Below are 13,187 nucleotides of genomic sequence, written 5' to 3'. Positions count from 1 at the left end.
ACGAAAGTTCATTCCGGGCTGATGCCGTAACGGTCCATGCGTCGATACAGCGCTTGGCGGCTCAACCCCAGCTCGGCCGCCGCTTGTGCGATCACACCTTGCGCGCGCGCCAGCGCCTGATTCGATACGCGCGCGATCCGGCTCGCCTGCCGCCGGCGCCGCCGGCCGTGGCGCGGGTGCACGTGGCAGATTCAGATCGCCCGCTTCGATACGCGCGCCCTGCGCGAGCAAGGCGGCGCGTTGCAGCACATTGCGTAGCTCGCGCACGTTGCCGGGCCAGGCTGCGCGGACAGCGGCTTTTCACCGGCGAGGAAGTGCTCGGCCAGCGGGCCGATATCGCCGGGGCGTTCGGCCAGTGCGGGCAGTGCGATTTCCACCGTGTTGAGCCGGTAATACAGATCCTCGCGAAAACTGCCCTCGCGGATCATCGCCGGCAGATCGGCATTGGTGGCGCTGATCACGCGCACCTTGGCGTGGCGTTCGCGGTTGGAACCCAGCCGCTCGTAACGGCCGGTTTCCAGCACGCGCAGCAACTTCATTTGCCCTGCCAGCGGCAGGTTGCCGATCTCGTCGAGAAACAGCGTGCCGCCGTCGGCCGCTTCGAACTTGCCTTCGCGCACCTTGTTTGCACCGGTGTAGGCGCCGGCTTCTGCGCCGAATAATTTGGCTTCGATCAATTCGCCTGGCAAGGCGCCACAGTTGAGTGCAATGAATGTGCCATGTTTGGTGGCCGAATTGGCCTGGATGATCTCGGCAATCTTTTCCTTGCCGCTGCCATTGGGGCCGGTGATCAGCACCGGCAAGTCCGAGCGTGCGACCTGACAGGCAAGGGCGATGGCGCGCTCGCTGGCCGGATCGGCGAACACCGCGCCGTGCAGATCGTAGCGCTGGGTCAGCTGCTCGCGGCCGCGCCGTTCGCGTTCGCGACGACGTTCCAGCTCGCGGCGTGCTTCAGACAGTTCCAGCAGGTTGTTGACCGTGGTCAGCAGCTTGGTGTCGTCCCAGGGCTTGGCGATGTAATCGGCCGCGCCAGCCTTGACCAGGCCTACCGCGCTGCCCAGATGGGTCCAGGCGGTGAGCAGGATCACCGGCAGGTCCGGATGACGCTGACGCAGTTGGGTAAACAGCGCCTCGCCCTCTTCGCCGGAGGTGGTGTCGGCGGTGAAATTCATGTCCTGGATCACCAGATCGAACGCCTGCTCGTCCAGCAGCGCCAGCCCGGCCTGTGGCGAATGCGCGTGCCGTGCCTCGATGTCGTGCAGCGAAAACAGCACCTCCAGCGCAGTGGCAACGGCCGTGTTGTCGTCGATGATCAGGATCTGCGGCATCGCATTGCTCGAGCAGGCGCGGGAGGGATCGGCACAGAATACTGGCAACACGGAACGACAACGCACCGCCAGGAGGGTTGCGGCCAGAGCGCCGGGCGGCAACGTCGGCGGACTCAAGCGGCCGATGCATGGTGAACCGGCTGTGCGCCGGCATGGCGCTTGGTTATGGAGCCGTCGGCGGCAACAGCGGTGTGTACATGGCCGCTGTCCAGATCAGGTGCACCTGCACACCATCGCGCATGACATCCACGGCAACGGGTTGCCTGCAGCAGCGCGCAGTGCAGCCGGCAGTGTTGCGACTTCGGTGATCTGGGTTCGGCCCGCCGTGCGTATGCGATCGCCGCGCTGCAACTGCAGGCCTAGCGACGCGCTGGCCTGGGTCACCAGCAATCCGTCGCTGCTGGCGACAAGCTCCAGGATCTGATCGTTATGGCGCCAGTTCAGGCGGGTGTCGTCGATGGCGAGAGCGTCTTGCATCGAAGCGTTGGAGGAGGCCGACGCCGCGTGCGCCCGCGTTGTCGCATGGGCCTGGTCGGGGTGCAAGAGACAGCAGGCGGTCAGGGCGATCAATGCGGATGTGGCAACAGGGCAAGGCATGAGCGGATCCGGTTCGTAACCAGGGTGGAAACGCACGGTTGATGGTGAGCCTTTTTCCTTCCCCACCGCCAAGCGACAGTGAAGGAACCGCCATCATGCACTGCGGGTGGCAACCGCCGGTGGCACTACGGCTGCGCGCCTGGCCGGCCAGAACACCGCCACCTGGCCCAGCATCCACAGCAGCAGCGCGCCGATCGGCAGGTAGATCAGCGGCAAGCGTGGCAGCTCGTAACGTGCCATCAACCAGACGTTGATCGAGTAGGCCAGCAGCATGCCGAGCACGATGCCGATCGAGGCGAGCAGGAAATTCTCGATCTGGAAGTAGCGCAGGATCTGGCTGCGCGTTGCACCCAGCGCACGGCGGATACCGATCTGCTTGGTGCGCTGCTCTACCCAGAAACTCACCAGGCCGACGATGCCCAGTGCCGTGACGATCAGTAGTGCGATGCACACTGCGTCGAGCAGCCAGACCATTGCGCGATCGTTCTCGAAATAGTCCGCGCGGATGTCGCTATAGGTCTGCTGTTTCAGGACCAGCCGGCTATTGTCCAATTTCATCAGCGCAGCGACGGCAGATTGCAAGACCTCTGCCCGACGTGTTGGATCGGTGACGCGGATAATGTATTGGCCTGTGGTGTAAGTGATGCGCAGTGGCAGCAACATCGAGTAATTGCTCTGATCAACACCGGCTGCGGTATTGTTGGTGGGGCGTGCCAGTGCCTGCACGATGCCGATGATGTGTAGTGCAGTATCGCCTGCGTACACTGTCTTTCCCAATGCAGTTTGCGTGGGGAACAGCTTGTCGGCCATGCGCTGCGTAATGATCACCGAAAGGCCTTTTTCATCGATGGCCCGGTCCTTGTTGGCCTGCGCCATATCCATGAATTCGCCTGCGGTGAAATCGCGCCCTGCCAGCAGTTGCAGGCCAAGCGTGCCGAGCGTGCCTTCGCTGGCCATGTACTGCGCGGCACTAAGTGTCGGGCGCTCTTGTTGTTGAGTAAGAGAGACACTGCTGTTCCACGAGTAATGAACAAACGGAATCTGATTGATGGCGATCGCGCTACGGACGCCAGGCAGATTGCGCAGGGCTGCCAGATCTTCACGTGTGCGTGCTTCTGCATTGACCTGGGTGCCGATGCCCCCAAGCTGGATGCTGACCAGTTCCGATTCGGCAATGCCGCTGGGCTGCTGCAGCGTTTCGATGCGGTTGCCGATCAAAAACAGGGAATTGCAGATGATCGCGCAGGCAAGTGCGATTTCGAGCACGATCAATGCTGCTGCGGTCTTGTGATGGCGCAACGTGGAGACGATAGGGTGGATGTCCATGGGCGGTACCTTCGGATAAGAGGCCGTGCCCGCCGTAGCGCGGCGGGCTTGGTGATCAGGACGCTTTGAGCTGCAGCGCGGGGGCAACCTGGATGGCGCGCCATGACGGCAGTAAGCCGGCCAGCAGGCTGGCAGCCAGCGCCAGTGCGAAGGTCAGCAGCAGCATGGTCGGATCCAGATGCGCCAGCTTGGCGTAGTCAACGGCCTGTTGGCGCACCACCCACAATCCCAACCATGCCAGCCCCAGCCCCGCAATGCCGCCTGCAAGTCCGATGGTGCCGGCTTCGACCAGGCACTGCGCAAAGATCGCGCCGCGTGAGGCGCCCAGGGCGCGACGCACACCGATCTCGCCACTGCGGCGCAGGAACTTGGCGAGCAACAAACCAACGGTATTGAGCAGGCAGACCAATAGAAAACCCATTGCCAGCCACAACTGCAGGCGCACGTCGCCGGGAACCACCTCTTTATAGTCCAGCCACTCCATGACATTGCGCAGGCGGGTGTTGTTCGGGCGCTGGAAACGCCCCGCAGCGCGTTGTTGGTCGGAATAGTTGTCCAGGTAGGCCCTGTAGTCGCCAGCCTTCGCCGGGCTTTCCAGTTCCACCCAATACTGCATCCAGGTGCAGGACGCGTTGAGCGCGGTCTGATCGCTATTGTCGTTCTTGCCAAAGCAATTCATGCCGCCGTAATGGTCCATCTTCAGATCGATCGCCACCGAAAACGGCAAGTACACCTGTTCGTCTGATCCATAACTATTGCTGAGGTCATAGAAGCGCGGATTGACATTCCATTCGTTGAGGACGCCAACAATGCGGAAGGTACTCTTGTCCATGCGCAAATCGCGACCGACGCTGTTGCTCCCGTCGAACAACTTGTCGTTGAGTTTCTTGGTGATGACTGCAACGCGTTCGTGTTTTTCGTCGCTGCCGGCTGACCAACCCTGTCCGTACAGGAACGGTGTTTCGAACATCGGGAAGAAATCTGCCGAAGTAAAGCGAGCTTCCGACTTGAATGCACTGATGCCCTTCTTGTCTGGTTCGATGGCGACTTGCGCGCCGGTCATCAGTGCCTGGCGTTTGGCACGCTTTTCACGTAACAGTGCTTCGGCGTCAAAGCGGGTCACTTGATCGTCCGGCTCTTCGCCTGGCTGAAAACCGGCTTTGGGTTGTGGGTCGACCAGCACGTTGAACAACCGATCGCTCTTCTGCGGAATCGGGTCGCCCGACAGCACATAGAACACCGTCAACGTGGTCATGCTGGCGCCGATGCCCAGCGCGATGGCCAGCACCATCAACGCTGTGAGCACCTTGTTGCGGCGGAAGCTGCGGACCGCAAGATTGAAGTAGTAGCCGAACATGGGGGGGGCTCCTTAGTCGGCCAGTGTGGCAGCGGCGGCAGGCGTGCGCATCAGGCCGGGATTGCGTTCCAGGTCGGTGGCCTGGCCGTCGATGATATGCACGTTGCGTTGCGCGCGCGCGGCCAGTTCCGGGTCGTGGGTGACCATGACGATGGTGGTGCCCTGGCTGTTGATCTCTTCCAGCAGTTCCATCACCCCGCGTGCCATTTGCGAATCGAGGTTGCCGGTGGGTTCGTCGGCCAGCAGCAGACGCGGGCTGCCGGCCAGTGCGCGCGCAATCGCGGCTCGCTGCTGCTGGCCGTCAAACAGTTCGGTGGGGTAGTGACGCAGGCGCGAGCCCAGGCCGACTTTGTTCAGTGCGTCTTCAATGCGCTGCTTGCGCTCGGCGGCCGCCATGCCGCGATAGCGCAACGGCACATCGACATTGTCGAACAGGTTGAGGTCGGGAATCAAGTTGAAGCCCTGGAAGATGAAGCCGATCTTCCGGTTGCGCAGGCGCGAACGTGCGTCGTCGGAGAGATGGCTGACGTCTTCGCCATCGAGCAGGTACTGCCCGCTGGTGAAGGTTTCCAGCAGCCCGGCCAGATTGAGGAAGGTGGTCTTGCCAGAGCCGGAGGGGCCGGTGACCGCGACGAACTCGCCTTCGCGCACATGCAGGTCCAGCGACCGCAGCGCATGCGTTTCCACCTGTTCGGTGCGGAAGACCTTGGAGACCGCTTGCATCTTGAGCATTGCCGATTCCTTTGCGAAGAGAGTGTGCGACGAGTGGGAATGACTGAATCAGTGGACGGTGACGCGCGTCGCGTCGCCAAAGTTGTCTGCGCCGGAGACCACCACGCGGTCGCCGACCTGCAGCCCGGACAGCACCTGCACTTCGCCCAGGCTGCTGACGCCGAGCGTGACGGGGCGACGCGCAGCGGTGGTGCCATCCATCACGTAGGCATAGCCGCCGCCGGATTGTTCGACAAACGGGCCGCGTTCGACCTTGAGCACGTTGCGGCGCGTGTCCATCAGCACGCGTGCGCTCATGCGCTGGCTCTGGCGCAGGCCAGGCGGTTGCTTGTCGGTAAAGCGGATGCGCGCGGTGACTTCGCCGTTGACCACCTCCGGCGACACCGCCGAGATGGCGCCGGGGAACGGTTGGCCGGTGCCGCTGGTGAGCTGGGCCGGCATGCCGATCGCCAGATCGCGGGCGAAACTTTCCGGCACCTTGATCTCCACTTCGAACTTGGACAGATCCACCACGCCCAGAATCGGCGCGTTCGCAGCCACCTGGGTGTGCTGCACCGCCTGCACCTGACCGACCTGGCCATCGAAGGGCGAGCGCAGCGTGAGTGCGTCCACCTGGCGCTGCACCTCGGCCACCACCGCGCGTTGGCGGTCTGCCAGCAGGCGCTTGTTGCGCGAATCCAGGTCCGCGCCCTGGCTCTTCAACGCGGCATCGCGCTGGGCGTGCTGCAGGTCGATGTCGGTCTTCTTCAAGGTGTCCTGCGCCTTGGCCAGCTCCACCTGCGGCACGGCGCCGCCATCAAAGCCGCGCTGATAGCGCTCCAGGTCGCGCACGGCGGCCTGCTTGTCGATCTGGGCCTGGTCGGTGAGCTTGCTGGCGTTGGCACGCGCCAGGGTGGCATCCAGGGCGGCGCGGCTGGATTCGGCCTCCAGGCCGGCCAGCGTGGCCTGCTCCTGTGCCAGCTTGCTGCGCAACTCGGGACTGTCGATGCGCGCCAGCTCCTGGCCCTGCTTGACGACATCGCCGGCCACCACGCTCAGCGTCACCGTGCCGGCCGAGATGGCATACAGCACCGGGCTATTGGCGGCGATCACGCGGCCGTCGGCGGCGATGTCGCGGACCAGGTCGCCCTGGGTGACGGTGGCAATGCGCACCCGGCTGGCATCGAACGAGCGGCTGCCGGCGCTCCACGCAGTCACGGCCCAGCCGATGCCGGCCAGCACCGCCACCGCGGCACTGCCAGGCCATAGCCAGCGGCGCCACGGCGCACGCTGGGCGGGGGTACGGAGAACCTGATCTTGGGCGGAGGTATCGCGAATCATGGTCGGCTGGCTCGGTGGCGTCACTGCGATACAGCAGGACCTGTGCCAACATTCAAATAATTAAAATAGATGGTTTTTATGGGGTGACGACCACTGTCCGCAGTGTCCGCGGACACCGGTCGCGGACACGCTGTCCGGGCACGGTCATGCAGCGGACAAGAGCGGACACGCTAAAATGTCCGACTTCTTTTGCGAGAGCTGTCCTATGTGCGGCATTGTCGGAGCGATCGCCGGGCGCGATGTGGTCCCGGTCCTGATCGAGGGACTCAAGCGCCTGGAATACCGCGGCTACGATTCCTCCGGCATTGCAGTGCTCGACGGCGCGCAGGTGCGCCGGGTGCGTCGCACCGGCCGGGTGGCCGAGATGGCGCAGGCCGCGCAGGCCGAACAGTTGGGCGCCACGCTGGGCATCGGCCACACCCGCTGGGCCACCCATGGCGGCGTCACCGAAGCCAACGCGCACCCGCACATCAGCGCCGGCGTGGCGCTGGTGCATAACGGCATCATCGAAAACCACGAGGAGCAGCGCGAAAAATTGCGCGCGCTGGGCTACACCTTCGAGTCGCAGACCGACACCGAAGTCATCGCGCATCTGATCCATCACCATCGGGGCAGCGCCGGCGACCTGCTCACCGCGCTGCAGCGCACCGTCAAGGAACTCACCGGCGCCTACGCGCTGGCGGTGATGAGCCAGGCCGAACCGGAACGCTTCGTTTGCGCGCGGATGGGCTGCCCGTTGCTGATCGGGGTAGGCGAGGGCGAGAACTTCGTCGCCTCCGATGTGTCGGCGATCGTGCAGTCCACCCGCCAGGTGATCTTCCTCGAAGAAGGCGACACCGCCGAATTGCACCGCGATGGCGTTCGCATCTTCGATGGCAACGATGCGCCGGCGGAGCGCCCGCTGCACCTGTCGGACGTGTCGCTGGCCTCGCTGGAACTCGGCCCGTTCCGCCACTTCATGCAGAAGGAAATCCACGAACAGCCGCGCGCGCTGGCCGACACCATCGAGGCGGCGATCGATGCCAAGGGCTTCCCGGCGTCGCTGTTCGGTGCCAACGCAGAAGCGGTGTTGCGCGACATCGAAGGCGTGCAGATCCTGGCCTGCGGTACCAGCTACTACGCCGGCATGACCGCGCGTTACTGGATCGAAGCCATTGCCGGGATGCCGTGCAGCGTGGAGATCGCCAGCGAATACCGCTACCGCGCCGCGTATGCCAACCCGAAGCATCTGATCGTGACCATTTCGCAGTCGGGCGAAACGCTGGACACGATGGAGGCGCTGAAATACGCCAAATCGCTGGGGCATCTGCACACGCTGTCGATCTGCAACGTGCCGGAGAGCGCGATCCCGCGCGCCAGCGAACTGGTCTGCTACACGCGTGCCGGCGCCGAGATCGGCGTGGCTTCGACCAAGGCCTTCACCACCCAGCTGGCGGTGTTGTTCCAGCTCGCCATGGTGCTGGGCAGGTTGCAGGGCCGCAGCAGCGACGCCGAAGAAGCGCAGTATCTGGAGCAGCTGCGTTTTTTGCCCGGCAGCGTGCAGCACGCGCTGAATCTCGAGCCGCAGATCATGGCCTGGGCCGAGCGGTTTTCGCCGAAGGAAAATGCGCTGTTCCTCGGTCGCGGCCTGCATTATCCGATTGCATTGGAAGGCGCGCTCAAGCTCAAGGAAATCTCCTATATCCACGCCGAAGCGTATCCGGCCGGCGAGTTGAAGCACGGCCCGCTGGCACTGGTGGATGCGGCGATGCCGGTGGTGGTGATCGCACCCAACGACCGCCTGCTGGAGAAGGTCAAATCCAACATGCAGGAAGTGCGCGCCCGCGGCGGCGAGCTGTTCGTGTTTGCCGATCAAGACAGCCACTTCAGCGACTCCGAAGGCGTGCATGTCATTCGAACCCCACGCCATGCCGGCGTGCTGTCGCCGGTGATCCACACCATTCCGGTGCAGTTGCTGGCCTACCACACGGCCCTGGCACGCGGCACCGATGTGGACAAGCCGCGCAATCTGGCCAAGGCGGTCACGGTGGAATAAGCGCAGCCGCGATGGCGGCTGCGCGCGCTGTCAGCTGTGTGCGGCTCTGTCGCTGTCACTTTCCAGGATGGCGATTGCTTGCGACGTCCCGCTGGCCGAGCTCACGCGCAATGCGCGAGGTTGAGTCCCTCGCCAAGCAGTTGCCGATATCTTTGCCTTTGCACGTGGCGCATGCCGCTTTCAGGAAATGGTCGTATGCATCTGGTAAAGGCCCCGTAGCACTACCAGCGGTCGCTCTTAGCGCTCCACCATAGCCTCTGCCAACGCAGTGGCCCACGTTATGCATAAGCTCCTGGCGAGGGTCCACACCACGCAGGAGGACGTATGCACGAGTCTTTCAAACACGGGGCGCCGGCCGAATTGTGGCAGGCGTTGGTACGCGAGGCGGGGCAGCGGATTGCGCGTCCGCTGGACGAATCGCGCGAGCACTATCTGGTGTTCGTGTTGCTACGCTTCCAGCGCGATGCGCATCTGCTTTCGCGTACGCAGGCGCTGGCATGGCTGCATGCGCAGGACCAGATCGGTAGCGTGCGGGCCGACGCATTGCGTGACGTGGGCGACGGCTGCCTGCTGATTGCAGGCCTGTTTCCAGGCGTGGCGCAGCGCCGGCGCCTCAGTGTGGATTACTTCATCGACCTGGGTAGGGGCGCGTATTCCGAAGTGGCCGACACCCGCTGCAGCGATGCAGGCCTGTTCGCGCAACTGGCCCAGAGCTATCGCGAGCTGGTGCGTACATTGGCCGCATTGCGCACGCCACGCGATTGGCAACCAGGCCCCGGTGGAATCCTGCATGCCTAAGCAGTGAGCATCTGAGGGGCGGTCCCCACACATGCGTGGGGACCGCCCCGACTGCGATGGCTGTCGTGTGCGGGCACACTACCCCTGCAGGACGATCGGCCGGGTGTGTTGTGCCATCACCCGTCGATCAGCGCCCTGCATGTTGGAAGCCGTCGTGTGCGAGCGGTGGCGCATCGGTCGCGCTGCATGGGGGACATGCAGCGCGTCGTACTTATCCATAGGGACAGGGATTCATGAAGATGTGTATCGCGGCGGTGCTATTGGCACTGCCGGGGCTTGCTGTTGCGCAAGACGTGCCGCTGGGCTATGCCGGCCAGGGTGGAATGACGCTGCAGGAGATCGACCCTGCCATTTACGCGTATCACTACGACCACGGATTCGTGGGCGAAGATGCGATGGGCTGGGATCCTGCGCTGCAATTCGCCTGGTCGCGCATCGCCGCCGCCAAGGTCTGCGCACAGCAATCGCCGTCCGATGCATTGATCGGCAAGCTGGTGGAGCAGTACGGCAAGGATGCCGTAGTGCACCAGATCAACGGTATCGGCTTCCATGAAGCACAGATGCGGGCAGCTGGTACGTTCTGTACCCCTGCGCGCTTGACCGAAGCCACTGCGGTGGTGCCTGCGTTTGCGGGCGGAGATTTCTCCACGGCAACTGCGTATGCGGCTGCTGCAGTTGCAGGCACTGTGTCGGTCGCCGCAACAGAGGCGCAGCCAGGTCCGCAATCCGATGCAGGCGCTGTCCTGGCGCCCTCGGCAGATTGGGCCTTGCAGCTTCCATTGCATTCCAGCATGCGCGTGGGCTCGAACGGTTTGCCCAACGGCGATGAGATGCTGCGTGTGGGGCGCCGCGGACATACCGGGATGGTCATCGGCTTGCAAATTGCCACCAGCCTGTTTGCGCGCGGTGTTGCGGTCTCTGCCTTCGGAAAAGATCAGCTGAAAGGCGAAAAGATGGAGGCCCTGGGGAATCCCGGCTATCAATTGCAGCGTGACGCGGTCAACGCGCATTTGAAGACCTACTTCACCGGGCATCCGCGGGCCGTACCGGCAGAACCGTTCCCCTTGCAGGTGCTGATGTCGGATTGGCTGCTGGTGTATCAGAGCCTGGCCGATGCCAAGTCGCCTTACGAACTGCGCTACGCAATGACGATCGGTGGCGAGCGCAGCGGCTTTTTGAAGCGCAAGGCGAGCCCGGTCAGCCTGGATTGTGCGCCGACACCGCGCACTGCCTCGCTGGAAGAATTGGAAGCCAACGATTACGCACTGGTCAAGCAAGCCGCACAAGCCTACAGCGACGAATGCGCAGCGAAATTCGCCGAGCACTTGCCGCAATGGTTCCATGATAGAGAGGCTGTTGCGACGTCCAACTGACGGATCAGCGCTGTACGTGCCGGATATCCGTCGCCTGACGTGATCCGAGAAAATCGAGTCATGCGGGCGTAAACCAGAAGGGGCACCGATCCATCGATCAGTGCCCCTTCTGCGTTTCTAATTGCACGAAGATCAACCGACGCTACGCGCCTGGTTGGGTTGTTGCTCGTGCTGATCTTGAACCTGCGTTTGCGTTTGGGCTTCCTGCCGCACCGCATTGCTGCTCTGCTCCAGCGGCCGTTCCGCAGCGGTTGCCTTTTCGGTATAGATCCGCTGATGCGCCGGGTCCGTTGGCTGACCCTGCACGGCAAACAGTCCGTTGCCATCCTTGCTCTGCGCCACCATGTCGATGCGCTGCATGCCGCTGACCTTGGCTTCGAAGGTCATGTGGCCAGCCGCGTTTACCAGTTGCTGCCGATTGGCGAAGGCATTCGGACCGAGCTGTTCCAGCTTGTTGATCCCCTGATTGAACAGCAGATGGTCGGGATTGGTTTTCTCCGAGAGCAGTGGCGTCTTTTCCGCCTGATTCAGCGCCGCCTGCGTCTCGCGGCCCACCACGCCATCGTCCTGCAAGCCATGCGCACGCTGGAATGCCTTGACCGGGTCGCTGGTGCGTTGGCCATAGACACCGTCGGCCTTGAGTTCGTTGCCGCCTGCGTCCTTGTAACCCAGTTGCTTGCAGGGTTTGCTGCAATGTGCGGACTTCTGCGCCACGCGCATTTTCGCGCAGGACACCCGGCGCCTCAGCGGCGGCGGGTGCCTGGCCGGGTTTGTGCTCGGTCGCTGGGTGAGATTGCTGCTTGTCCTGGCTGCGCTCCTGCAACAGGTCGCGCGTCTCAGACAGCGGGTCGCTCGCATACAGCTTGACGCCCCTGGCGTGCTTGTGCTCAAGGTAGGAATCCAGCGAACTGAGCTCAACACCCTCGCCGCCACAGGATTGGCTGATCTTGAGCTGGCCATCCTTGGAGTCGCGCACCACCATCGTGATGTGGTCGATGCCCTTGTAGCGTCCGCTGTCCCTGCGGCCCTGAGGGCCATTGTCCTCGCCGATGATCATGCCCTCTTTGAGGGTCTGGGCAGTGACGTCCTTGCCTTGGATCAGCACACCGGAGCGCAGCTCGGCCTTGCGCAGCAGTTCGGATGCACTGTCGAAACCGGGGCTGAACTTTTCGTCTTTGGTGAAGATGGCCTTGCCGGCGCCCTTGTTGATCTCGTCTATGGTCGCGTTCTGCATTTCGACCACCCAGCCAGAACAATCGACCCTGCCTTTATCGGGATCTTTCGCGCCCAGGCCGTATTTGACGTGGTCGTATTTATTGGTGAGGTCATACGCCGCGTGGAGCGCGATGCCTTGCGTTGCGGGTTTTTCCGGCCGGGCAGGTGAAGAATGCGCTGGAGCAGCGTGCGGGGTGGCTGCTGCGCGGCCAAAATCGGCTCGATGCCTTTTTCAGGAATACGGATACGGTCCATCTTCGTATCCCAGTACTGCACGAAGGTCTGTGCCATGTCCTTGTCGGACATGCGCCGGAACGTCGACGAATCGACACCCGCCAGGGATTTCAATTCTTTCTCGCCGACGTTGTTGAGAATGTTGGCGCGCGTGCTTTCCAGGCCAAAAGATCCTGTGGCGATCGCGGTCTGCAGAGAGCGGTAGCCACCGGCGCCTTGCTGATGGGCCAGGTACAGATCCAGGCCATCGGGTTCCGGCTTGCCCGAAAGATACGGCCCCCCATCGCATTCGTGTCGATTAACCAGGCTCGTCCGGTTATCCAGATACAGCCGTGCTGCTGCATCGGTGTTGACCACCGCGTCCAGCTCGCGTCCGGCAATACCGTACTGCTGGGCGGTTGGCGGCGTGAACTGGAACAGTCCTTTCGCGCCACTAGGGCCGCGGTTGGCCAACTCGTCGAAGGCGCCGCCAGTCTCTACGTGGGCAAAACGCAGGAAGTCGTCACACGGAATATTCCGCTCGGCCGCTTCGCGTTCAATGATGTCTAGCACTTGGGCTCGTGAGTAGTTCGTCGGCATCGCTCAAGGTCCTTGATTGAGTGCTGCAGCCACGCGGCTGCAGCGGTACGCCGCCCGAACCAATTCCTTTGGTCCTGTCTTCAGGGGTCGACGTCCCCCCGATTTTGAGTAGCACGCCAGTTTGGAGTCCAATTCCCTACCTGAAGGAGATTGGACGTGAAGAAGCGTTTTACCGAGGAACAAATCATTGGCTTTTTGCGCGAGGCCGAAAGCGGCGTGGCGATCAAAGATCTGTGCCGGCGACATGGCTTCAGCGAAGCCTCGTATTACCTATGGCGCAGCAAGTTCGGTGG

General features: G+C 63.0%; 8 protein-coding genes and 3 pseudogenes. 4 read left to right on the top strand and 7 right to left on the bottom strand.

The annotated features are described in order from the left end of the window. Window positions 1-8: 8 nt before the first annotated feature. The 6 genes and pseudogenes from XAXN_RS09825 to XAXN_RS09800 all read right to left on the bottom strand — a co-directional run bounded on the left by XAXN_RS09825 (window position 9) and on the right by XAXN_RS09800 (window position 6,660). Window positions 9-1,328: pseudogene (locus XAXN_RS09825) on the bottom strand (sigma-54-dependent transcriptional regulator). A 163-nt stretch (window positions 1,329-1,491) separates the two neighbouring features. After that, a pseudogene (locus XAXN_RS09820) lies at window positions 1,492-1,805 on the bottom strand (hypothetical protein). 213 nt (window positions 1,806-2,018) lie between these two features. Next, window positions 2,019-3,251, bottom strand: coding sequence for an ABC transporter permease (locus tag XAXN_RS09815; RefSeq protein ID WP_054319407.1), 1,233 nt, complete (start codon window positions 3,249-3,251; stop codon window positions 2,019-2,021). A 55-nt stretch (window positions 3,252-3,306) separates the two neighbouring features. Beyond that, entirely contained in the window at window positions 3,307-4,608 is a 1,302-nt protein-coding gene (locus XAXN_RS09810) for an ABC transporter permease (protein WP_054319406.1), read from the bottom strand. A gap of 12 nt (window positions 4,609-4,620) precedes the next feature. After that, window positions 4,621-5,340, bottom strand: coding sequence for an ABC transporter ATP-binding protein (locus XAXN_RS09805; protein WP_054319405.1), 720 nt, complete (start codon window positions 5,338-5,340; stop codon window positions 4,621-4,623). Window positions 5,341-5,388: 48 nt separating this feature from the next. Then, on the bottom strand, window positions 5,389-6,660 hold the full coding sequence (locus XAXN_RS09800; protein ID WP_054319404.1) for an efflux RND transporter periplasmic adaptor subunit: 1,272 nt from the start codon (window positions 6,658-6,660) through the stop codon (window positions 5,389-5,391). A 205-nt stretch (window positions 6,661-6,865) separates the two neighbouring features. Here XAXN_RS09800 and glmS point away from each other — a divergent pair, with 205 nt between their 5' ends. The 3 genes from glmS (at window position 6,866) to XAXN_RS09785 (ending at window position 10,866) form a co-directional block, all read left to right on the top strand. Continuing rightward, on the top strand, window positions 6,866-8,695 hold the full coding sequence (gene glmS / locus XAXN_RS09795) for a glutamine--fructose-6-phosphate transaminase (isomerizing) (RefSeq protein WP_054319403.1): 1,830 nt from the start codon (window positions 6,866-6,868) through the stop codon (window positions 8,693-8,695). Between the two features lie 324 nt (window positions 8,696-9,019). Beyond that, window positions 9,020-9,493 (top strand): hypothetical protein, encoded by a 474-nt coding sequence (locus XAXN_RS09790; RefSeq protein ID WP_054319402.1) that lies wholly within the window; start codon window positions 9,020-9,022, stop codon window positions 9,491-9,493. A 233-nt stretch (window positions 9,494-9,726) separates the two neighbouring features. Next, a complete protein-coding gene (locus tag XAXN_RS09785) occupies window positions 9,727-10,866 on the top strand; it encodes a hypothetical protein (RefSeq protein ID WP_054319401.1) in 1,140 nt (379 codons plus the stop codon). A gap of 132 nt (window positions 10,867-10,998) precedes the next feature. Here the strand turns inward: XAXN_RS09785 and XAXN_RS23065 are convergent. Next, window positions 10,999-12,867: pseudogene (locus XAXN_RS23065) on the bottom strand (XVIPCD domain-containing protein). 183 nt (window positions 12,868-13,050) lie between these two features. Here XAXN_RS23065 and XAXN_RS09775 point away from each other — a divergent pair. Next, on the top strand, window positions 13,051-13,187 hold a 137-nt coding region (locus XAXN_RS09775; protein ID WP_042824689.1), incomplete at its 3' end, for a transposase.

This window comes from Xanthomonas axonopodis (assembly GCF_001304695.1).
GTDB classification, from domain to species: Bacteria; Pseudomonadota; Gammaproteobacteria; order Xanthomonadales; family Xanthomonadaceae; genus Xanthomonas; species Xanthomonas axonopodis.
This window is presented reverse-complemented; position numbering and strand designations above follow the sequence as displayed.

Coding starts and splice junctions, on each gene's coding strand:
- XAXN_RS09810 (WP_054319406.1), bottom strand. CDS start 4,608: ATGTTCGGCTACTACTTCAATCTTGCGGTCCGCAGCTTCCGCCGCAAC.
- XAXN_RS09800 (WP_054319404.1), bottom strand. CDS start 6,660: ATGATTCGCGATACCTCCGCCCAAGATCAGGTTCTCCGTACCCCCGCC.
- glmS (WP_054319403.1), top strand. CDS start 6,866: ATGTGCGGCATTGTCGGAGCGATCGCCGGGCGCGATGTGGTCCCGGTC.
- XAXN_RS09815 (WP_054319407.1), bottom strand. CDS start 3,251: ATGGACATCCACCCTATCGTCTCCACGTTGCGCCATCACAAGACCGCA.
- XAXN_RS09805 (WP_054319405.1), bottom strand. CDS start 5,340: ATGCTCAAGATGCAAGCGGTCTCCAAGGTCTTCCGCACCGAACAGGTG.
- XAXN_RS09785 (WP_054319401.1), top strand. CDS start 9,727: ATGAAGATGTGTATCGCGGCGGTGCTATTGGCACTGCCGGGGCTTGCT.
- XAXN_RS09790 (WP_054319402.1), top strand. CDS start 9,020: ATGCACGAGTCTTTCAAACACGGGGCGCCGGCCGAATTGTGGCAGGCG.